This window comes from Micromonospora sp. WMMD736 (genome assembly GCF_049179015.1).
Classification (GTDB): Bacteria; Actinomycetota; Actinomycetes; order Mycobacteriales; family Micromonosporaceae; genus Micromonospora.
Window position 1 is genome coordinate 2,652,803 of the sequence record NZ_JBMHMI010000001.1, and the last position, 20,425, is coordinate 2,673,227.

Here is a 20,425-nt window from a genome sequence, read left to right on the forward strand (position 1 = left end):
CAAGATCACTGAAGCCAGTAGATCATGGCGTACAGGCCGATCCACACGACGTCGACGAAGTGCCAGTAGTACGACACGACGATCGCCGAGGTCGCCTGCGCCGGGGTGAACCGGCCCATGGTCGTGCGGACCATGAAGATGATGAAGGCGATGAGACCGCCGGTCACGTGCAGGCCGTGGAAGCCGGTCGTCAGGTAGAACATCGAGCCGTAGCCGTCGGCGTTGATCTTGACGCCGTCCTCGACCAGGTGGCGGTACTCGTTCACCTGACCGAGCACGAAGATCAGGCCCATCACGAAGGTGACGGTGAACCAGCGACGCAGCGCGTGCACGTCACCCTTCTCCGCCGCGAAGACGCCGAGCTGGCAGGTCACCGAGGACAGCACCAGGATCACCGTGAAGGTGGTCGCGTACGGGATGTTCAGCGACTCGGTGTGCTTCTCCCACTGCTCCGGCGCAGCCGCGCGGATCGAGAAGTACATCGCGAAGAGCGCCGCGAAGAACATGAGTTCGCTGGAGAGCCACACGATCGTCCCCACGCTGACCATGTTGGGTCGCGTCAGAGAGTGGATCCGGCTCTTGTCAATGGCTGGGGCCGCAGTCACGCCGTCATTATTGCCCCTGACCGGGGCCGGCGATCAGCGGGGTGGCAAACCTGCGCCTTCCGTGGCCCGGGCGTCAGGGTCCGGTTCGCCTGGCCTAGCCTGAAAAGCGTGCTGCACGTCGATCCCATCCTCGCCGCCACCTCGGCCGTCCCGGCCGATGTGCTCGCGGCCACCTCGGCGGGCCCGTCGACGCTGGCCGCCGGGGCCGAGGCGACCCCGCCACCGTTCACCATCGGCGCGGTGCTGACCGAGACCCGGTTGGACAGCTGGTTGGCCCTCGGCCTGGTGCTCGCCGCCGGCCTCTACCTCTACGGCGTACACCGGCTGCGCATCCGCGGCGACCGCTGGCCGGTCGCCCGTACCGTCTTCTTCATCGGGCCCGGCCTCGGCGGCATCGCGCTGGTCACGGTCAGCGGGCTGCACGCCTACGACACCGCGCTGCTGTCGGTGCACATGGTCCAGCACATGGTGCTCTCCATGGTGTCGCCGATCTTCCTGGCACTGGGCGCGCCGATGACGCTGGCCCTGCGGACCCTGCCGGTCGGGCCGCGCAAACGCCTCCTGGCGATCGTGCACAGCCGGATCGCCCGGGTCTACAGCTTCCCGCTGGTGGCGTTCGCCATCTTCGTGGTCAACCCGTTCGCGCTGTACTTCAGCGACCTGTACCGCTTCACGCTGGAGCACGCCTGGGCGCACGAGCTGGTGCACGCGCACTTCATCCTGACCGGCTGCGTCTTCTTCTGGCCGCTGCTCGGCCTCGACCCGCTGCCCGGCCGCTGGCCCTACCCGGCGCGGGCGCTGCTGATGCTGCTCTCCGTGCCGTTCCACACCGTGCTCGGGCTCACCATCATGCAGAGCACCACGCTCTTCGGCGGCGACTGGTACCCGTCGCTCAACCTGAGCTGGGCCGACCCCAAGGCCGACCAGGTGGTGGCCGGCGGCATCCTCTGGGCCGGCGGCGAGTTCGTCAGCGTCACCATGCTCGCGGTGCTGGTCGTGCAGTGGGTCAAGCAGTCCGAGCGGGAGGCCCGCCGCGTCGACCGCGAGCTGGACCGCCAGGAGGCGCGCGACCGCGCGGCCGAAGCCACCACGGCCTGAGCTGCGCAGACGGCACGCCCAACGGCCGGAGAGCGGGCGGCGTGTCAGGTACGTCACGTCGGCCGGTACGATCGGCGGGCAGCTACGAGGTTGGAAGCGGAGTGTCGGCATGAGTGAGCGTCTGTGCACCGTCCTGCTCTACAGCGACGACCCGCAGGTCCGTGACCGGATGCGGCTCGCCGTGGGCACCCGGCCCGCGCCCGGCCTGCGGATCGAGTTCGTCGACGCGTCGACCTACGCGGAGACCATCCGGCTGGTCGACGACTACGAGATCGACCTGCTGCTGCTCGACGGCGAGGCCAGCCCCGGCGGCGGCATCGGCATCGCCCGGCAGATCAAGGACGACCGGGACGACGCGCCTCCCACCTGCCTCGTGATCGCCCGCGCCGCGGACCGATGGCTCGCCGCGTACGCCGAGGTCGACGCGACGCTGGTGCACCCGCTCGACCCGGTGACCACCGGCAGCACGGTGGCCGAGTTGCTGCGGACGCACGCACCCGCCTGACGTCCCCGCGGCAACCGGCACCGACCCGGCGCCGGCCGAGCCTGCGCCGGTTCCAGCCCACCCGCACTTCGTACGCTCGGGAGGCCCGCCATGGGCGATCGGACCTGGCCGCACCTGCTCAACTCGCTGCTGCGCGGCGAGGAGCTGTCCACCGGCGACACCGCCTGGGCCATGGGCGAGATCATGGCCGGCTCGGCGGGCGCGGCCCAGGTGGCCGGCTTCGCGGTGGCGCTGCGGGCCAAGGGTGAGACCTCGGCCGAGCTGGCCGGCCTGGTGGAGACGATGTTGAGCCGGGCCGTCCCCGTCGATCTGCCCGACGAGCTGCGCTCCACCGCGCTGGACGTCGTGGGCACGGGCGGTGACCTCGCCCACACGGTCAACATCTCCACGATGGCCGCCCTGGTCGTCGCGGGCGCCGGCGTCCGGGTGGTCAAGCACGGCAACCGCGCCGCGTCCTCCTCCTGCGGCACCGCCGACCTGCTGGAGTTCCTCGGCGTCCCGCTCGACCTCGACCCCGACGCCATCGTGCGGTGCGTCACCGAGGCGGGTATCGGGTTCTGCTTCGCCGCCCGCTTCCACCCGGGTATGCGGCACACCGGCCCGGTCCGCCGGGAGCTGGGCGTCCCCACCGTGTTCAACTTCCTCGGCCCGCTGACCAATCCGGCCCGGCCGCGCGCCGGGGCGGTCGGCTGCTTCGACGCGCGGATGGCCCCGGTGATGGCCGGCGTGTTCGCCGCCCGCGGCGACTCGGTCCTGGTGATGCGCGGCGAGGACGGGCTGGACGAGTTCACCACCGCCGCGCCGACCCGCGTCTGGGCGGCCCAGAACGGCACCGTACGCGAGGCCGTGCTGGACGCGAACGACCTGGGCGTACCCCGGGCCACCCTGAGCGACCTGCGCGGCGGTGACGCCGCGTACAACGCCGGTGTGGCCCGTCGCCTGCTGGCCGGCGAGACCGGCCCGGTGCGCGACGCGGTCCTGGTCAACGCGGCGGCGGCGCTCGCGACGCAGGGTCCGCTCGACGGCGACCTGACCGAGGCGCTACGTGCCGGCCTGGACCGCGCCGCCGAGTCGATCGACTCGGGCGCGGCGGCCGGTGTCCTGGAGCGCTGGATCGCGACCGCGACCACCACCGCCGAGGCCGCGACCCCCGCCTGACCTGCTCCCCTGGGTGCCCGCGAAGGGTGCTGCGGGTCAGGCGGCGTGGCGGCGGGTGGGCTGGCGGCGTCGGCGCTCGGCCAGTCGGGTGACGGGCGCGACGAACGTGGCGATCACCACGGCCGCGCCACAACCGGTGCAGACCAGCTCGGGACAGTCGCTGCCGTGGCCGTCGGCGCAGGGCGGCGCCTCGAACGGCGTCACGCCCTCGCAGACGTCGCAGTAGAGATCGCGGTGCGACATCGGGCGTCTCCTTTCCAGTCCAGGCGACCCGCTTCCGGAATGCGACAACGGCGCACAACCGAAGCGGAGAACTACTCGCCTGTAGTTTCCCACGCGGGTCCGACAAGTCCCCTGCGCGCCGAAGGCCCGCTACCCCGGTTGGGGGTGCGGGCCTTCGAAGCGGTACGCGGCCGGTCGCCGGGGCGACCGGGTCGATCAGTGCTCGGCGGTGCGCCGGGTGCCGGTGTAGTACTCGAACAGCAGGCCGCAGGCGGCGAAGATGACCGCCACCAGGCCGAGACCGATCAGCCAGAACTGCCAGAACACCATGCCCAGCGCGGCGATCGCGGCGGCCAGCGCCAGACCGAACGGCCAGTAGCTGCCCGGGCTGAAGAAGCCGACCTCACCGGCGCCGTCGGAGATCTCGGCGTCGGCCCGGTCCTCGGGGCGCAGGTCGATACGGCGGGAGACGAACCAGAAGAAGCCACCGCACATCGAGCAGAGCAGGAACGACAGCGCCAGGGCGACGGTGCCCACCCACTCGATGTTGCCGGACTCACCGTGCGTCCAGGCGCCGTAGAGGATGGTCGCGCCGAAGAGGAACCCGGCGATGATCAGGAAGATACGCCACTCGGTCTTCATGCGGCTGCCTCAGCTTCCCGTGCCGGCCGGAGCGCTGTCCGGGTTGAAGTTGCTCTGCGTCCGTCGGGTGTCGAACGGCTTGGTGGTCTGCGCGTACGGCTCCTCGCCGATCTGGGCCAGCGCCTCCTGGGTGGACTTGCCACCCTGCTTGGCCGCGAGGAACTGGTCGTACTTCTCCGGCGAGACGACCCGCAGCTCGAAGTTCATGAACGCGTGGTAGCTGCCGCACAGCTCGGCGCAGCGGCCGACGTACGCGCCCTCGGCGTCCAGGCTGGAGACCTCGAAGACGTTGCGGATCTTGCCCGGCATGACGTCCCGCTTGAACAGCAGCTCCGGCACCCAGAACGAGTGGATGACGTCGCGGCTGGTCTCCTCGAACCGGATGGACCGGTTGGTCGGCAGCACGAGCACCGGGATGACCTCACTGGTGCCCAGCGTCGACGCGGTGGTCTTGGCCTCCGTGCCCTGACCGTCGCGGTAGTTGAACTGCCAGTTCCACTTGAAGGCGACGACCTCGACCGTGACGTCCGGGTTCTTCGACAGCTTGTCGACGTCGGTCTGCACGATCGCCGTGTAGTAGAAGAGCACGGAGACGATCAGGATCGGCGCGATGGTGTAGAGGAACTCCATCGGCAGGTTGTAGCGGGTCTGCACCGGCAGCGCGTTGCCACGCTTGCGGTACCGCACGACACACCAGAAGATCAGGCCCCACACGAAGACGCCGACCGCGAGCGCGGCGACGCAGGAGGCGATCCACAGGTCGTACATCCGGTGCGACTCCGGCGTGATGCCGCCCTGGGGCCAACCGAAGCCGTCGAACGTCTTGCCGACGTCACAGCCCGTGAGCAGAACCAGCAGCGCCACGCCCCCGAGACCGAGCCCGGCCAGCCGACCGGCACCACGTCCCCGGCGTCCACCGACCCGTGGGGCAGCACCGTGCCGTACGGCCGACGGCCGTACCTCCGAACTCCTTGCGACCACCTGGTCCTGCCTCCCTAGCGCGCCGCGGTGCGTCGTTCGTCAGCACCGGCGGCAAAGGCGTCACCGACGGTCGCAGATTACTCGACCATGACGGACTGGACCGTGGTGGGGTCACTGTCCGCCCCCATCGGGGGGATCCTGGGCATAACGCCGCGATAGCGTGGGGACCCGTGAGCGCATCAGCGTGGGGACCCGTGAGCGCATCTCCGGTCTACCTGGACGCGGCGACGGCCGCGCCGCTGCATCCGGTCGCCCGGCAGGCGCTGCTGGCGGCCCTGGAGGACGGCTGGGCCGACCCGGGGAAGCTCTACGGCCAGGCCCGCCGCGCGCGACAACTGCTCGACGCCGCCCGCGAGGCCGCCGCGCAGACGCTCGGCGTCCGCGCCGACGAGCTGTCCTTCACCCCCAGCGGTACGACGGCAGCCCACGGCGCGGTGCTCGGCGCGCTGGCGGGACGGCGTCGGGTCGGGGCGACCCTGGTGCACTCGGCGATCGAGCACTCCGCCGTCCTGCACGCCGCCGAGCGGCACGTCGCGGCCGGCGGCGCCGCCACCGCCGTACCGGTCGACCGGGTGGGCCGGCTGGACCTGACCGCCTGGTCGGACGCCGTCCGCGCTCCCGGGGTCGCGCTGGCCGCGCTGATCAGCGCCAGCCACGAGGTGGGCACCGTGCAGCCGGTCGCCGAGGCGGCGGCCGTGTGCGCGGAGGTCGGGGTGCCGCTGTACGTCGACGCGGCGCAGTCGGTGGGACGGGTACCGCTGCCGGCTGGCTGGTCGGTGCTCAGCGCCAGCGCCCACAAGTGGGGCGGGCCACCCGGGGTGGGGTTGCTGGCGGTGCGTAAGGGCACCCGCTGGGAGTCGCCGTGGCCGGCCGACGAGCGGGAGGGTGGTCGTACCCCCGGGGTGGTGAACCTGCCCGCGGTGGTGGCGGCGGCGGCGAGCCTGCGCGCGGCGGCGGCCGACGCGGCTGCCGAGCAGGCCCGGCTGTCTGCGCTGGTGGACCGGATCCGGGCGCGGGTGGCGGCGGAGGTGCCCGACGTGGAGGTGGTCGGCGACCCGGTGCTGCGTCTGCCGCACCTGGTGACGTTCTCCTGCCTGTACGTCGACGGCGAGACGCTGCTGCACGCGCTGGACCGGCGGGGGTTCGCGGTGTCGTCCGGTTCGTCCTGTACGTCGTCCACGCTGCGGCCGTCGCACGTGTTGGAGGCGATGGGGGTGCTCTCGCACGGCAACGTGCGGGTCAGCCTGCACCGGGAGACGACCGAGGAGGACGTCGAGCGGTTCCTCGTGGAGCTGCCCGGGATCGTCGCCGGGCTGCGGGCCGACGCCGGGGTGGTCGGGCTGTGACGATGCCGGACGAGGTGATCGACTGCCGGGGTCAGCGCTGCCCGCTGCCGGTGATCGCGGCGGCCCGGCGGATGCCCGAGGTGCCGGTCGGCACGGTCGTGCGGGTGCTGGCCGACGACCCGGCGGCGGCGGTCGACCTCCCGGCCTGGTGCCGCATGCGCGGCCAGGAGTTCCTGGGCGCCCTGACCGGCCCCGAAGGCCCCGCCTACGACATCCGCCGCACCCACTAACCCCACCCCACCCCCTTCCCCCGCCCCTTCCCCGCCCCCTTCCCCCCGCGATCTTGCAGTTTCTGCGGCGACAGAGGTGGACAGAAGACGCGTATCGGCGACACAAAGTGCAAGGTCGGGGGCGGGGCGAGGCGGGGCGGGGCGGGGTTTAGGGGACTAGGTGGGGGCGGACTTCTTCTGCGGCCTGGTCGCCGTAGGACTCGGCGAGGCGCTTGACGAACAGGTCGCGGCGCACGTCGTACTCCTGGGTGCCGACCGTCTCCAGGACGAGCGTGGCCAGCAGCGAGCCGACCTGGGCGGCCCGCTCCAGGCCGAGACCCCAGGAGAGGGCGGTGAAGAAACCGGCCCGGAAGCCGTCGCCGACACCCGTGGGGTCGACGGCCCGGATCTCCCGGGCGATGGGCACGTGGATGGGGTCGATACCCCGACCGGCGATCTCGACGCCGTCCTTGCCCAGCGTGGTGACCCGCACCTTCACCAGGTCCAGCAACTGGTCGTCGCTGAGCTGCGCCTTGCTCTGCAGCAGCGACTTCTCGTAGTCGTTGGTCATCAGGTACTCGGCGCCCTCGATCAGCGCCACCACGTCCTCGCCGGGCATCCGGGCGAGCTGCTGCGAGGGGTCGGCGGCGAAGGCGTACCCGCGGGCCCGGCATTCGGCCGAGTGCCGCAGCATCGCCGCCGGGTCGTTGGCGCTGACCAGCACCAGGTCCAGTCCGCCGAGCCGGTCGGCGACCGGGGCCAGTTCGATGTTGCGCGCCTCGCTCATGGCGCCCGCGTAGAACGAGGCGATCTGGCACATGTCGGTGTCGGTGGTGCAGACGAACCGGGCGGTGTGCGCCACCTCACTGATGTGTACCGAGTCGCAGTCCACGCCGTGCCGCTCCAGCCAGGAGCGGTAGTCGGCGAAGTCCGCGCCGACCGCCCCGAGCAGCACCGGGCGCAGCCCGAGCTGGCCCATGCCGAAGGAGATGTTCGCCGCCACCCCACCGCGGCGGAGCACCAGGTCGTCCACCAGGAAAGAGAGCGAAACCTTGTGCAGCTGATCGGCGATGAGCTGGTCGGCGAAGCGACCCGGGAAGCTCATCAGGTGATCGGTGGCGATCGAGCCGGTCACGGCGATCTTCATGTCAACCCTCAGGGTCGGGAGCAGGGCGCGGTCAGCCTACCGGCCCGGTAACCGGGACGTGTCCGGTCCGTCGGGCAACGGCAACCAGCTCGTCACCGGCGCGTCACGACGACGGGGCCGCCCCGAAGGACGGCCCCGTCGTCGCTGGTGTGGCGCGTGACTCAGTTGAACGAGTCGCCGCAGGCGCAGGAGTTACCCGCGTTGGGGTTGTCGATGGTGAAGCCCTGGGCGTCGATCCGGTCGGCGAAGTCGATCGTCGCGCCGGCCAGGTACGGGGCGCTCATGCGGTCGACGACGACCTCGACGCCACCGAAGTCGGTGACGACGTCACCGTCGAGCGAGCGCTCGTCGAAGAAGAGCTGGTACCGCAGGCCGGAGCAGCCGCCCGGCTGCACCGCGACCCGGAGCCGCAGGTCGTCGCGGCCCTCCTGCTCGATCAGGGCCTTGACCTTCTGCGCCGCGACGTCGGTGAGGACGACGGAAGTAGGGGCCTGGGCCTCGGTCGACTCGGTCTGCGCTGGCGTGGTCACGTGGAAGTCTCCCTGCGCGGTTTTGGGTCCGGACGCACTGGCCAACGTCGCGCGCCGTCCAGTGATTCCCGGTTGTGGTCCGGTTCCGATGGTACGCCGCCCCGGCCGGACGTACCCGCGTGGCGGGCCCCCGCCCCAGGTGGGACCGGGGCGAGCGCTCAGCGGCTCCACTGCCGGGCCAGCCGGGCGCCCAACTCGCGCAGCCCGTCCGCGGGGCGGCTCAGCGCGGCGTCGAGCCCGCCGGCCTCCTCGCCGCCGAAGTGCTCCACCAGGCTGTACGCGTCGGTCACCCCGGCCGAGGCGGCCTCCCGCCGGCCGGTGCTGACCTGACCGGCGAGCACCACGCAGGGCACCCCACGGTCCCGGGCGGCCCCGGCCACCCCGGCGACGACCTTGCCGCGCAGCGACTGGTGGTCGAACGACCCCTCCCCGGTGATCACCAGGTCGGCGGTGTCCAGTGCGGCGTCCAGCCGGGTGGCGCGGGTGACCAGGCCGATGCCGGACTCGCAGCCGCCGCCCAGCGCGAGGATGGCCGCGCCGAGGCCGCCGGCCGCACCCGCGCCGGGCAGCGCGCCGAGTCCCGCCGGGCAACCCGGCAGGTCCCGTTCCAGCACCGCCGCGAAACGTTCCAGGGCGGCGTCGAGCAGCAGCACGTCGGCCCGGTCGGCGCCCTTCTGCGGACCGAAGACGTTGCTCGCGCCGTGCAGACCGAGCAGCGGGTTGTCGACGTCGGTGGCGGCGACCAGCCGGGCGTCCCGCAATCGGGGTACGCCGTCCAGCGCGTCGACCGCGGCCAGCGCGGCTCCGCCGTACGGCAGGGCGGCGCCGGCGGCGTCCAGCGGTGTCACGCCCAGCGCGGTCAGCATGCCCGCGCCGGCGTCGTTGGTGGCGGAGCCGCCCAGCCCGATCACCACCGTCCGGGCCCCGCTCTCCACCGCGGCGGCCACCAGCAGACCCAGCCCGTACGAGGTGGTGGCCTTCGGGTCGCGCTCGGCGGCGGCGAGCAGGTGCAGTCCGCACGCCTGCGCGCTCTCCAGGTAGGCGGTCGCGCCGTCGGTGGTGAGCAGGATCTCACCCGCCACCGGCCGGCCCAGCGGATCGACCGTCGACACCGGCAGCCGCCGGCCGCCGAGCGCGTCGGCGAGCACCTGGACGAAGCCCGGCCCGCCGTCGGCGAGGGGCCGGATCAGCAGGTCGTCCGCGTCGGTGACGGTGCGCCAACCGGCGGCGACCGCGGCGGCCACCTCCGGCGCGGACAGGGTGCCGGCGAACTTGTCCGGGCAGAGCAGCACGCGCATGCCGAGCAGTGTGGCAGCCCACACCGAGCGGAGCTGCGGCGCGCTCGTGCTGTGGGACCATGGGCTACGTGACTTCGACCTGGGTGGAACCCTCCAACACGGCGACGGCTCTGCTGCTGCTCGGCCGGGGCAGCGACCCCGACACCGAGCGCGGCGTCGAGTGTCCGGGCGACCTGCCGGCGCCCAGCGATCCCGATCTGGTGGCCCGCGCCACGGCGGCGAAGGCGGAGCTGGGCAGCAAGGTCTTCGTGCTGGGGCACCACTACCAGCGCGACGAGGTGATCCAGTTCGCCGACGTGACCGGTGACTCGTTCAAGCTGGCCCGGGAGGCGGCGGCCCGCCCGGAGGCGGAGTACATCGTCTTCTGCGGCGTGCACTTCATGGCCGAGAGCGCCGACATCCTCACCACCGACACCCAGCGGGTGATCCTGCCCGACCTGGCGGCCGGCTGCTCGATGGCGGACATGGCCGTGCTCGGTCAGGTCGAGGCCGCCTGGGACACGCTGACCGAACTGGGCATCGCGAGCGACACCGTGCCGGTGACGTACATGAACTCCTCGGCGGACATCAAGGGCTTCGTGGGACGCAACGGTGGCGTGGTCTGCACCTCGTCCAATGCCAAGCGCGCCCTGGACTGGGCGTTCGAGCAGGGTGCGAAGGTGCTCTTCCTGCCGGACCAGCACCTGGGCCGCAACACGGCGGTGTTGGAGATGGGCCTGTCGCTCGACGACTGCGTGCTCTACGACCCGCACAAGCCCGGCGGCGGGCTCACGCCGGAGCAGCTGCGCGACGCCAAGATGATCCTCTGGCGGGGGCACTGCTCGGTGCACGGCCGGTTCACGCTGGACAGCGTCAACGACGTACGGGAGCGGGTGCCGGGCGTCAACGTGCTGGTCCACCCGGAGTGCCGGCACGAGGTGGTCACCGCCGCCGACTACGTCGGCTCGACCGAGTACATCATCAAGACCATCGAGGCGGCGCCGGCCGGCTCGGCGTGGGCGCTGGGCACCGAGCTGAACCTGGTCCGTCGGCTGGCCCTGGCCCACCCGGACAAGCAGATCATGTTCCTCGACAAGGCGGTCTGCTACTGCTCGACGATGAACCGGATCGATCTGCCGCACCTGGTGTGGGCGCTGGAGGAGCTGGTGGCGGGCCGGGTGGTCAACCAGATCACGGTGGACGCCGACACCGCCCACCACGCGCGGGTGGCGCTGGACCAGATGCTCGCCCTGCCCGGGGCGTGATCACGATCTGTGACGTCCTTGGTACGCAAAAGTGCCGGATCACCGATTAATGCCACACACGCCGGTCTGACCGAGTCCTTTTTCGTCACCGAGGGCTATGCTGCCGGAGCGACGACGCGAGCGGGCCGTTTCGATATGGCCGCATCCGGGGTAGCGACAAGGTTCACGCTCCCCATCATCAACACAGCAGCACCGACGCGCTGGAGGTTGCGTTGACCGACGACGTCCTGGTCGTGCACGGAGGAACCCCGCTCGAAGGGCGGATCCGCGTGCGCGGCGCGAAGAACCTGGTTTCGAAGGCGATGGTCGCCGCACTGCTGGGCGACAGCCCGAGCCGGCTGTTCGACGTGCCGAAGATCCGCGACGTCGAGGTGGTCCGGGGTCTACTCGGTCTGCACGGCGTCAAGGTGACCGACGGCGCCGAGGACGGCGAGCTCGTCTTCGACCCGGCGAACGTGGAGAGCGCCAGCACCGACCAGATCAACGTGCACGCCGGCTCCAGCCGGATTCCGATCCTGTTCTGCGGCCCGCTGCTGCACCGGCTCGGGCACGCGTTCATTCCGGACCTGGGCGGCTGCCACATCGGCCCGCGACCGATCGACTTCCACCTGCAGGCGCTGCGGGAGTTCGGCGCGACCGTCGAGAAGCGGCCCGAGGGGCTGCACCTGTCCGCGCCGAACGGGCTGCACGGCACCAAGTTCGCCCTGCCGTACCCGAGCGTCGGCGCCACCGAGCAGGTGCTGCTGACCGCGGTCATGGCCGAGGGCGTCACCGAGCTGCGCAACGCCGCCGTCGAGCCGGAGATCATCGACCTGATCTGCATCCTGCAGAAGATGGGCGCGATCATCAAGGTCCACACCGACCGGGTGATCGAGATCCAGGGCGTGCCGAAGCTGCACGGGTACACCCACCGGCCGATTCCGGACCGGATCGAGGCCGCGAGCTGGGCCGCCGCCGCGCTGGCCACCCGTGGCCACGTCGAGGTCCTCGGCGCGCAGCAGGCCGACATGATGACCTTCCTGAACATCTTCCGCTCGGTCGGTGGCGAGTACGAGGTCACCGACGCCCGCGCGCCGAAGCTGGGCGACCCGGGTCAGGAGGGCGGCATCCGGTTCTGGCACCCGGGCGGCGAGCTGAACGCCGTGGCGCTGGAGACCGACGTGCACCCGGGCTTCATGACCGACTGGCAGCAACCGCTGGTCGTGGCGCTGACCCAGGCCCGTGGCCTGTCGATCGTGCACGAGACGGTCTACGAGCAGCGGCTCGGCTACACCGAGGCGCTGAACTCGATGGGCGCGAACATCCAGGTCTACCGGGACTGCCTCGGCGGCACCCCGTGCCGCTTCGGCCGGCGCAACTTCAAGCACTCGGCGGTGATCGCCGGGCCGAGCAAGCTGCACGCCGCCGACCTGGTCATCCCGGACCTCCGGGCCGGGTTCAGCCACCTGATCGCGGCGCTCGCGGCCGAGGGCACCTCCCGCGTGTACGGCGTCGACCTGATCAACCGGGGCTACGAGGACTTCGAGGCGAAGCTCGCCGACCTGGGCGCGCACGTCGAACGCCCGTAACCCCGCGCACCAATCGCTCGGCCCCGACGGCTCCAGGTCGCACTACGACCTGGAGCCGTCGGCCCGTTGCACCGCGATGTGCACCGGGCGCGGGCGGTTGGCTACCCTTGCCGCGTGCCGTCGCTCTTTCGCCGCAAGTCCACCGACCTCGTCGACGAGGCCGTCACCTCGGTGACCCCCGAGGAGACCGCCGAGCGTCCCCGGGGTTACACCCCGGCCAAGGGCCGGGAGACGCCGAAGCGGCCGACGGTCGGCCGGCGTCCGGCCGGCCCGAGTCGCCCCCTCACCAAGGAGGAGGAGCGGGAACGGCGTCGTCAACTGCGCGCCGAGGCCGCCGCCGACTTCCGTCGCGAGGGTGGCCCGCGCGACCGGGGCCCGGAGCGGCTGTTGGCGCGCAACGTGGTCGACTCCCGTCGTACCGTCGGCACCTGGTTCTTCGGCGGCGCGCTGATCGTGCTGATCGGCTCGAACGCCGCGATGCCGCCGGTGGTCCGCTTGATCTCCAACGTGCTCTGGGGCGCCCTGGCCCTCGGCGTGGTCGTCGACTCGGTGCTGATCTGCCGCAAGATCGGCAAGTTGGTCCGGCAGCGTTTCCCGAAGACCGACCAGCGGATGGGCTCGCTCTACCTCTACGCCGTGATGCGCTCGATCACCTTCCGACGGATGCGCGCTCCCGCGCCCGCGGTGAAGCTCGGCGACCAGGTCTGATCCCGGCGACGCGTCCGCCGGCTGGGCGCTTTGCCGGCAATGGACGTCGGGCCCTCGTCGTTCGTTGTACCGTGCGCGTAGTCCCGCACGGTGACCAGCGTTGTTCGTGACCGCGAACGATGATCCAGTGGAGCGAACACGCATGCCCGGAGAACCATCGGCCAGCGTCGCCGCCGCCCTGCGCCGCGAACGCGAACGGGCCGGTGTCTCGTTGACCGAGTTGGCCGCCCGCTCGGGTAAGGCCGAGGCCACGCTCTCGGCCCTGGAGTCGGGGACCGTCGACCCGAGCGTGGAGACGCTGTGGGCGATCGGCGTGGCGCTGGGCGTACCGTTCAGCCGGCTCGTGGAGCCGGCGGCCGACGATCTGCGGGTGATTCGTGCCGGCGAGGGCCCCCGGGTCCGCTCCGAGCGGGCCGACTTCACCGGGACGCTGCTCAGCGCCGGAACGTCGCGGGTACGCCGGGACATCTACCTGATCGAGTTGGAGCCGGGCGCGGTGCGGGAGGCGGACGGCCACACGCCGCACAGCGTGGAGCATGTGGTGGTGGCCGCCGGACGGTTGCGGGTGGGCCCCGAGGACGACGTGGTCGACCTCGGCCCGGGTGACTACGCGACGTTCCCCGGCGACCTGCCGCACCGGTACGAGGCACTGGTCCCCGGGACGTTCGCCGTCCTCGTGATGGAGCATCCCTGACCCGGTGCTCCGGTCCGTCCGGGCGGCGGGTGGGGTATCGTCGAAGGTCAGATTCGGTTATCGACCTAAATGTCCGGAACCATCGGATAACGTTTGCGTCCGTGGGCGGTGCCACAGTGGCGGTGAGCGAGCCCGCGCCGTTACCCTCCATCCGCAGCCACGCCCTGCCGGAACGGGCGACCCGACCGGCACGCGAGGCCCCAGCGCGACAATGTGCAACGAGGTGACAACGCCGTGAGCGAGCGGACGCGAGCCGGCCACCGGAGCGTGGCAGGCGGCGACCGGACGCCCAACGGCCAGCGGGACAGGAGCGCCACCTCACCGTCGGCGGGGAGCGGCCGAGCGGTCGGGTGTGGCGACGGGCTCGACGGATGAACGGCCGTTACACCGACCGGTGGCGGGATCCGAACGAGCCGTCCTGGGTGGTCGAACCGACCACCGAATGGCAACCCCAGTTCCCCGGCCAGCGCTACCCCGGTGACATCGGCGCCACCCACCAGTCCCCGCCGTCGCGCGGACGGGCGAGCGCGGTGGGTCGTGCCGAGGTGCCCCCGCTCGCGCCCACCCGACCGGACGGCACCTACCTCGGCCGCTCCTGGGCCGACGAACCTCCGGTCGAGCCCGACGCCCGGTGGCGGGAGGACGAGCCGGGCCAGCCCTACGGTTGGCCGCGCGGCGACGACCGGACGCCCGACGCGTCGCGGCACGGCCGATCCGAGACCGCGTACTACGACCACGAGCCGTACCGCCGGCCGCTCCCCGAGCCGCCCCGGCGCGAGGAGCGCCGCTCGCCCGAGTCGGACCGCCGTACCGCCTGGTCCGACCGACGCGCCACCGACGACCGGACGCCCGGCCGCGAGGCCGCGTGGCACCGCGAGCAGCCCGCTTCCGACGGGTACGACAGCCGTCGTCGCCGACCCGAGCCGACCGACCGGGACCGGGGGTACCCGACGTCGCCGCCGGTCTCCCCCGGGCCGTACTCCCCGGCGCCCCGCGGTGATTCGGGCTGGGTGCCCGAGCCCGACGAGCCACCACGCCGCCGCGGCACGTCGGAGCGACCGGCCGCCGCCCGCGACCGGCAGCCCGACGACGGGTACGGCATCCGCCCGACCCGGAGCCCCGAGGGCCGCCCGACTGACGGCTGGGCCGCCGAGGGCCCCGGCCAGTGGGCGCCCATCGACAGTCGCAACCGCTACCGCGCCGACGGCCAGCCCGACCGTCGCCCCGACGACGCCCGCCGCACGGAACGCTGGGCGGACGACGCCCGCCGTGCGGAGCGCGGCGTCGCCGACGAGCGGTCCCGGGGGGAGACCGGCCCCGGTGGGTCCAGCGAGCGGCAGCGCCGCCCGGACGAGATGTACGGGCCGCCCCGGACCCCCGAGGGCGGACGACGACGCCGCCCCGAGACGGACGCGCCGCAGCAGCCCCGCCGCGACGACGACCGCCGCCGTCCCGACGTCGACCCGCACCGCCAGCAACCCCGCGAGGCGGCCGCGCGCACCGAGGCGTACCCGGACCGTCGCCCGCGCGAGACGACCCGACCGGAGCCGTACCGGGAAGAGACCCGCCGCGACGAGGCCTACCGCGAGCCCCGCTCGGGTGGCGGACTGCCCTGGCCGGCGCCCGGGCCGGTACATCCGGACCGCACCCGGGAGCCGGGCTACCGGCCCGAGCCGCACCGCGACACCGAGCCGCGGGTGGGGTCACGGCCGCCGACCGCCCCCGCCCGGCCGGCGGCAGAGCCGGGCCGGTACGACGAACGGCAGGTTCGCCCCGCCGCCAGCGCGTCGCCCACCTACAGTCGGGCCACCCCGGTCCCGCCCACACCCGTCTCCCCGGCCGCGCCGGGCACCGACCGGGTGCCTCCGGACCGGCCCGTGTCCCCCGCCGCCGGCGGGCGGGACCGGCCCGTGTCCCCCGCCGCTCCCGTGTCCCCCGCCGCCGGGTGGGAGGCACCGCTGTCGGCGACGCCCGTCTCCCCCGCGCCCACCGACCACGAGCGGCGACCGTCCACCTCGTCCGCTCGGCCGGAGTACGACCGGCCGGTGTCGGGCATGCCGGTCTCGCCGGCTGTGGACGCGCCGACCTCCGGCCCGCCGGCCGCGCGGCTCCGGGTGGAGTTCCTGCCCGCCCCGGTGGATCCCCCGTCGTCGGACGAACACTCGGCGTCGCCGCCCCGACCCGAGCACCGCCCCACCGAAGCTGCGCCGACTGCGGACGCCCGGCCCACCACTGCACCCCGTTACCCCGGCCCGGACCGCCGGCCGCCGGTCACGCCGCCACCCACGTGGCAGCGACCGGAACCGCCCGCCCCGCAGACGTCCCCGACACCCGATGCCGAGCCGGCGCTCCCGATCGCCCCGGGGGTGCCGCGTCGCTACGTGCCTCCGACGCCCACCGAAACGCCCGCGCCGACCACCCCGGAGCCGGCGACGACACCGGTGCGGGGGCCCGACGCCTGGTTCAGCCCCGCCAGCCAGCCGGGCGGGTCCGATCAGGACGCGCCCGCGGCGACCGACACACCGCCGACGGCCGACGCGACGGCTACGACCGAGGACCGGGCCCGCGTCGACGTACCGGCAGGGTCACCGCCCGCGACCGGGGACCCGCAGGACACGAGCGCGTCGATCGAACCGCTTGTCGACCACCCGGCCACCGACCCGCGAGCCGACGCGGGCGAGGCCGACGCGGCACCGGTCTCCGCGCCGCCGGTCCCCGCACGGCCGGTCTCCGCCCCACCCGTCGCCGCGCCGCCGGCCCCCGCACGGCCGGTCTCCGCGCCACCCGCCGCCGCACGGCCCGTCTCCGCGCCGCCCGTCTCCGCGCCGCCGGTCTCCGCGCCACCGGCCGCCGCGCCACCGGCCGCCGCGACGCCCGTCTCCACGCCACCGGCCGCCGCGACGCCCGTCTCCGCGCCACCGGCCGCGCCGCAGGTACCCGCACGGCCGGTCTCCGCGCCACCGGCCGCCGCGCGGCCTGTCTCCGCGACGCCGATCGGGCCGGTCGACGCGGGGCGTCCGCCCTGGCCCGGCGACCTGGTCAACGACGCGACGCCCGCGGCCGAGGCGACCCCGACCTGGATGGACCCCGTGTCGGGTCCACCGGCGGAATCCGATCCGGTCGCGCCGCACGCCTGGTCGGATGAGCTGGGCGACACCACGAGCCGCGAGCAGGTGCCGGCCGACGGCGCAGCCACCAGCGATCGCCGCCCGGTCTCCGACGAGCCGCCGGAGTGGCAGAACGAGTCCACTGCGGACGGCTTCGACGACGTGCCCGCTCCGCGAGGCACGCCATCCGTCGACGGTCCCGCCGGCCCGGGATCGTCGGACCGGCAGTCGTCACCCGGGCCGTACGCCGCAGAGCCGTCGACCACCACGCCGGGCACCGACGCGCGGCCCGCGCCGTCGACCGAGGCGGCTCGCACGACACCAGAGCCCGCGACGGGATGGCCCGTCCACGCGGACTCCGGCGCGGCGCCCACAACGGCCACGCCCGTGTCGGCACCACCGGCCACACCCGTGTCGGCACCGCCGGCCGCGCCCGCGCCCCTCTCCGCGCCACCGGTCTCTCCGCCATCCGCCGCCGCGCCGGAACCCGTTCCCGCGCCGTCCGGCACGGCGGAGAGTGGCACCGCGGCACCCGCCACACCGGACGCCATGCCGGGCACATCGGGGCCCGCCTACGAGTCGCCCGCGGCCGAACCAACCTTCGCACCGCCGGCCGCCGACAAGCCCGTTTCCGGACCACCCGCCGCCCCCGAACCCAGCACAGCACAGGCCGCCCCCGAGCCCTCCTTCCCGCCCCGGGCCGAGGCGGAACCCATCTCCGCGCCACCAGCGGCGTCCACGCCCATCTCCGCGCCACCAGCGGCGTCCACGCCCGTCTCCGCGCCACCAGCGGGGTCTTCGCCTCATGCCACGCCACCCGTCTCCGCAGAGGCAGAGACCGCCTCCGCAGAGCCCACCGCCACGGAGGCCGCCCGCGCAGATACCGCCCCCGCAGAAGCCGCTCCCGCCGGGGCCGCCGGCGTCATTCCCGGGCCGCGTGACCCCTCGTCCGGGGCGGACGTGCCCGTGTCGGCACCGCCGGGGACGGCGACCGGGCCGGTGGGTCCGTCGCTGTCCGACGAGGGCGACCCGGAGCAGGTCCTGGCCGCGTACCGCTGGCGGCTGGACCCGGTGACCCTGCGCGAGGAGCTGACCGAGCCGGACGGCATGCGGGCCATCCGGCGGCGACTGACCGAGAAGTTGGGTACGGCCGTCGACAACCGGGCCCGCGCGCGGTTGCTCAGCCTCCGGGCGGTGGCCTCACGGATCCTCGGCGACCTCGACGACGCGTTGGCCGACGGACGCCTCGCCCTCACGTACGCGGAGGCCACCGGTGAGCTGCGCCGGACCGCACTCGCGCAGGCGCGGCTGGCGCACGTCCTGCGGTGGCGGGGCGACTTCGCCGAGGCCGACCAGCTCTTCGCCGAGGCCAACTCGGTCGAGCTGCCCGACCGGTTGCGCGCCGCCCTGCACGAGCACGCCGGACGCTGCTGTTACGACCAGGGCCGGCTAATGGAGGCCTGCCAGCACTTCGAGCGGGCGCTCGATCTGCGCGGTGCGGCCGACTCCGAACTGCTGGACCGGGTGCGGGTGGCCCTCGACGCGGTCACCGTGCGGGCGGCGGACGGCTTCGGGCCGTACCCCCGGGGTCGGGACGAGGTGCTCGACCGTGACCGGCCCCCGCAGCCGGACCGCGACGGTCCGTTGTGGGGTTACACCGACCAGGCCGGGGAGGTCACCATTCCCGCCCGGTACGCCGAGGCGCAGCCGTTCCACGACGGGCTGGCCTGGGTGCGGCGGCCGGACACCGACCGGTGGTCGCTGATCAACATGTTGGGTACGACGGTGATCCCACCGTCGTACCGGGCCGTGCGCCCGTTCAGCGACGGTCTGGCCTGGGTGGTCACCGACGGCGGGTGGACGGCGATCGACCCGACGGGCGCGGTGCAGGTCCCACCGAACTTCGCCGACGTACGACCGTTCCGCCGCGGACTGGCCCCGGTCAAGCGCGAGGGCTGGGGGGCGGTCGACCGGACCGGACGGATCGTGGTGCCGACCCGCTACCACGCCTTCGTCACCGAGTTGACCGACGCGGGGCCGGTCGACGGCTTCACCGACGAGGGTCTCGCGGTCGTCGACGTGGCCGGGCGGCGCGGTGTGGTGGATCGCACGGGTGCGGTGGTGGTGCCACCGTCGTACCCGATGGTGGTCATCCATCCGGTGGCGTTCCTCGTCGGCGGCGGCGGTCGGTGGGGCGCGCTGGACCGTCGTGGCGCGTCACTGATCGACCTGGTTCACCCCGATCGCGGGGCGGTGCTGGAGGAGATCGACCGACTGTTGACCGACGCCAGTCCCGTGCTCTGAGTCGCCGCTCGGCGATCGTGACCGGCCGGCGTTAGGGTCGGCACATGGAATTCCGACACCTGGGCCGCTCCGGCCTGATGGTCAGCGAGATCTCGTACGGCAACTGGATCACCCACGGTTCCCAGGTCGAGGAGGACGCGGCGTTCGCCTGTGTGCGGGCCGCCCTCGACGCGGGGATCACCACCTTCGACACCGCCGACGTGTACGCCGGCACCCGGGCCGAGGACGTGCTCGGCCGGGCGCTGGAGAGTGAGCGTCGCGAGGGCCTGGAGATCTTCACCAAGGTCTACTGGCCGACCGGGCCGGGTCGCAACGACCGTGGCCTGTCCCGCAAGCACATCATGGAGTCGATCAACGGCTCGCTGCGCCGGCTGCGTACCGACTACGTGGACCTGTACCAGGCCCACCGGTACGACTACAGCACGCCGCTGGAGGAGACGATGGAGGCGTTCGCCGACGTCGTGCACTCCGGTAAGGCGCACTACATCGGCGTCTCCGAGTGGACCGCCGAGCAGCTGCGCGCCGCCCACCCGCTGGCCCGGGAGCTGCACGTCCCCCTGGTCTCCAACCAACCGCAGTACTCGATGCTGTGGCGGGTCATCGAGGCCGAGGTCGTACCGGCCAGCGAGGAGCTGGGCATCGGTCAGATCGTCTGGTCGCCGATGGCACAGGGCGTGCTCTCCGGCAAGTACCTGCCGGGGCAGCCGCCGCCGGCCGGCTCCCGTGCCACCGACGAGAAGTCCGGCGCGAACTTCATCGCCCGGTTCATGAACGACGACGTGCTCACCCGGGTGCAGCAGCTCAAGCCGCTCGCCGAGCAGGCCGGCCTGAGCATGGCCCAGCTCGCCGTGGCCTGGGTGCTGCAGAACCCGAACATCTCGTCGGCGATCATCGGCGCGACCCGCCCCGAGCAGGTGAACGACAACGTGAAGGCGGCCGGGGTGAAGCTCGACGCCGACCTGCTCAAGGCCATCGACGACATCGTCGAGCCGGTGGTCGAGCGGGACCCGGCGAAGACCGAGTCTCCCGCGCAGCGGCCCTGACGCGGGTCCGGCCCGG

At 73.2% G+C, this 20,425-nt stretch carries 18 protein-coding genes; 11 read left to right on the forward strand and 7 right to left on the reverse strand.

Annotation, left to right across the window (positions count from 1 at the left end):
- Nucleotides 1-5: 5 nt before the first annotated feature.
- On the reverse strand, nucleotides 6-605 hold the full coding sequence (locus ACN269_RS11245; protein ID WP_355236426.1) for a cytochrome c oxidase subunit 3: 600 nt from the start codon (nucleotides 603-605) through the stop codon (nucleotides 6-8).
- Nucleotides 606-713: 108 nt separating this feature from the next.
- Here ACN269_RS11245 and ACN269_RS11250 point away from each other — a divergent pair, with 108 nt between their 5' ends.
- The 3 genes from ACN269_RS11250 to trpD all read left to right on the forward strand — a co-directional run bounded on the left by ACN269_RS11250 (nucleotide 714) and on the right by trpD (nucleotide 3,366).
- Nucleotides 714-1,703 carry a cytochrome c oxidase assembly protein gene (locus ACN269_RS11250; RefSeq protein ID WP_421472391.1) on the forward strand — a complete coding sequence of 330 codons (990 nt, stop codon included), beginning with the start codon at nucleotides 714-716 and terminating at the stop codon, nucleotides 1,701-1,703.
- Between the two features lie 109 nt (nucleotides 1,704-1,812).
- Nucleotides 1,813-2,208: a hypothetical protein gene (locus ACN269_RS11255; protein ID WP_355049380.1), complete on the forward strand. Its 396-nt coding sequence runs from the start codon at nucleotides 1,813-1,815 to the stop codon at nucleotides 2,206-2,208.
- A 90-nt stretch (nucleotides 2,209-2,298) separates the two neighbouring features.
- Entirely contained in the window at nucleotides 2,299-3,366 is a 1,068-nt protein-coding gene (gene trpD / locus ACN269_RS11260; protein WP_421472392.1) for an anthranilate phosphoribosyltransferase, read from the forward strand.
- 36 nt (nucleotides 3,367-3,402) lie between these two features.
- Here trpD and ACN269_RS11265 read toward each other — a convergent pair whose 3' ends face one another.
- From ACN269_RS11265 to coxB, 3 genes are all read right to left on the reverse strand, one after another.
- A complete protein-coding gene (locus ACN269_RS11265) occupies nucleotides 3,403-3,609 on the reverse strand; it encodes a hypothetical protein (RefSeq protein WP_421472393.1) in 207 nt (68 codons plus the stop codon).
- Between the two features lie 195 nt (nucleotides 3,610-3,804).
- Nucleotides 3,805-4,230, reverse strand: coding sequence for a cytochrome c oxidase subunit 4 (locus tag ACN269_RS11270; RefSeq protein ID WP_421472394.1), 426 nt, complete (start codon nucleotides 4,228-4,230; stop codon nucleotides 3,805-3,807).
- A 9-nt stretch (nucleotides 4,231-4,239) separates the two neighbouring features.
- Nucleotides 4,240-5,211, reverse strand: coding sequence for a cytochrome c oxidase subunit II (gene coxB, locus ACN269_RS11275; RefSeq protein WP_396799120.1), 972 nt, complete (start codon nucleotides 5,209-5,211; stop codon nucleotides 4,240-4,242).
- A 194-nt stretch (nucleotides 5,212-5,405) separates the two neighbouring features.
- Between coxB and ACN269_RS11280 the strand changes: the two genes are divergently transcribed.
- Together ACN269_RS11280 and ACN269_RS11285 are read left to right on the forward strand one after the other, a co-directional pair.
- On the forward strand, nucleotides 5,406-6,557 hold the full coding sequence (locus ACN269_RS11280; protein WP_421472395.1) for a cysteine desulfurase family protein: 1,152 nt from the start codon (nucleotides 5,406-5,408) through the stop codon (nucleotides 6,555-6,557).
- Nucleotides 6,554-6,787: a sulfurtransferase TusA family protein gene (locus ACN269_RS11285; protein WP_421472396.1), complete on the forward strand. Its 234-nt coding sequence runs from the start codon at nucleotides 6,554-6,556 to the stop codon at nucleotides 6,785-6,787. The genes ACN269_RS11280 and ACN269_RS11285 overlap by 4 nt, the downstream gene beginning before the upstream one ends.
- Nucleotides 6,788-6,935: 148 nt before the next feature.
- On the opposite strand, the gene ACN269_RS11290 is transcribed toward ACN269_RS11285, so the two are convergent.
- The 3 genes from ACN269_RS11290 to ACN269_RS11300 form a co-directional block, all read right to left on the reverse strand.
- A complete protein-coding gene (locus ACN269_RS11290; RefSeq protein ID WP_421472397.1) occupies nucleotides 6,936-7,913 on the reverse strand; it encodes a carbohydrate kinase family protein in 978 nt (325 codons plus the stop codon).
- A 161-nt stretch (nucleotides 7,914-8,074) separates the two neighbouring features.
- Nucleotides 8,075-8,443 (reverse strand): iron-sulfur cluster insertion protein ErpA, encoded by a 369-nt coding sequence (gene erpA / locus ACN269_RS11295; protein ID WP_282257478.1) that lies wholly within the window; start codon nucleotides 8,441-8,443, stop codon nucleotides 8,075-8,077.
- Nucleotides 8,444-8,601: 158 nt separating this feature from the next.
- Nucleotides 8,602-9,741, reverse strand: a complete 1,140-nt coding sequence (locus ACN269_RS11300; RefSeq protein ID WP_421472398.1) for a glycerate kinase — start codon at nucleotides 9,739-9,741, stop codon at nucleotides 8,602-8,604.
- A 68-nt stretch (nucleotides 9,742-9,809) separates the two neighbouring features.
- Here ACN269_RS11300 and nadA point away from each other — a divergent pair, with 68 nt between their 5' ends.
- The 6 genes from nadA (at nucleotide 9,810) to ACN269_RS11330 (ending at nucleotide 20,409) form a co-directional block, all read left to right on the forward strand.
- Complete coding sequence (nadA, locus tag ACN269_RS11305; protein WP_421472399.1) at nucleotides 9,810-10,985, forward strand: quinolinate synthase NadA; 1,176 nt, start codon at nucleotides 9,810-9,812, stop codon at nucleotides 10,983-10,985.
- A gap of 212 nt (nucleotides 10,986-11,197) precedes the next feature.
- On the forward strand, nucleotides 11,198-12,553 hold the full coding sequence (gene murA / locus ACN269_RS11310) for a UDP-N-acetylglucosamine 1-carboxyvinyltransferase (protein ID WP_421472400.1): 1,356 nt from the start codon (nucleotides 11,198-11,200) through the stop codon (nucleotides 12,551-12,553).
- 114 nt (nucleotides 12,554-12,667) lie between these two features.
- Entirely contained in the window at nucleotides 12,668-13,261 is a 594-nt protein-coding gene (locus tag ACN269_RS11315; protein ID WP_421472401.1) for a DUF3043 domain-containing protein, read from the forward strand.
- Nucleotides 13,262-13,403: 142 nt separating this feature from the next.
- Complete coding sequence (locus ACN269_RS11320; RefSeq protein WP_421472402.1) at nucleotides 13,404-13,955, forward strand: helix-turn-helix domain-containing protein; 552 nt, start codon at nucleotides 13,404-13,406, stop codon at nucleotides 13,953-13,955.
- A 371-nt stretch (nucleotides 13,956-14,326) separates the two neighbouring features.
- Nucleotides 14,327-19,366: a WG repeat-containing protein gene (locus tag ACN269_RS11325; protein ID WP_421472403.1), complete on the forward strand. Its 5,040-nt coding sequence runs from the start codon at nucleotides 14,327-14,329 to the stop codon at nucleotides 19,364-19,366.
- Nucleotides 19,367-19,410: 44 nt separating this feature from the next.
- A complete protein-coding gene (locus ACN269_RS11330) occupies nucleotides 19,411-20,409 on the forward strand; it encodes an aldo/keto reductase family protein (RefSeq protein WP_421472404.1) in 999 nt (332 codons plus the stop codon).
- Nucleotides 20,410-20,425: the final 16 nt, after the last annotated feature.

Bases quoted from the DNA above. Each gene is read 5' to 3' on its own strand.
- ACN269_RS11255 (WP_355049380.1), top strand. From the start codon at position 1,813: ATGAGTGAGCGTCTGTGCACCGTCCTGCTCTACAGCGACGACCCGCAG.
- trpD (WP_421472392.1), top strand. From the start codon at position 2,299: ATGGGCGATCGGACCTGGCCGCACCTGCTCAACTCGCTGCTGCGCGGC.
- ACN269_RS11265 (WP_421472393.1), bottom strand. From the start codon at position 3,609: ATGTCGCACCGCGATCTCTACTGCGACGTCTGCGAGGGCGTGACGCCG.
- ACN269_RS11270 (WP_421472394.1), bottom strand. From the start codon at position 4,230: ATGAAGACCGAGTGGCGTATCTTCCTGATCATCGCCGGGTTCCTCTTC.
- ACN269_RS11290 (WP_421472397.1), bottom strand. From the start codon at position 7,913: ATGAAGATCGCCGTGACCGGCTCGATCGCCACCGATCACCTGATGAGC.
- ACN269_RS11300 (WP_421472398.1), bottom strand. From the start codon at position 9,741: ATGCGCGTGCTGCTCTGCCCGGACAAGTTCGCCGGCACCCTGTCCGCG.
- ACN269_RS11320 (WP_421472402.1), top strand. From the start codon at position 13,404: ATGCCCGGAGAACCATCGGCCAGCGTCGCCGCCGCCCTGCGCCGCGAA.
- ACN269_RS11325 (WP_421472403.1), top strand. From the start codon at position 14,327: ATGAACGGCCGTTACACCGACCGGTGGCGGGATCCGAACGAGCCGTCC.
- ACN269_RS11330 (WP_421472404.1), top strand. From the start codon at position 19,411: ATGGAATTCCGACACCTGGGCCGCTCCGGCCTGATGGTCAGCGAGATC.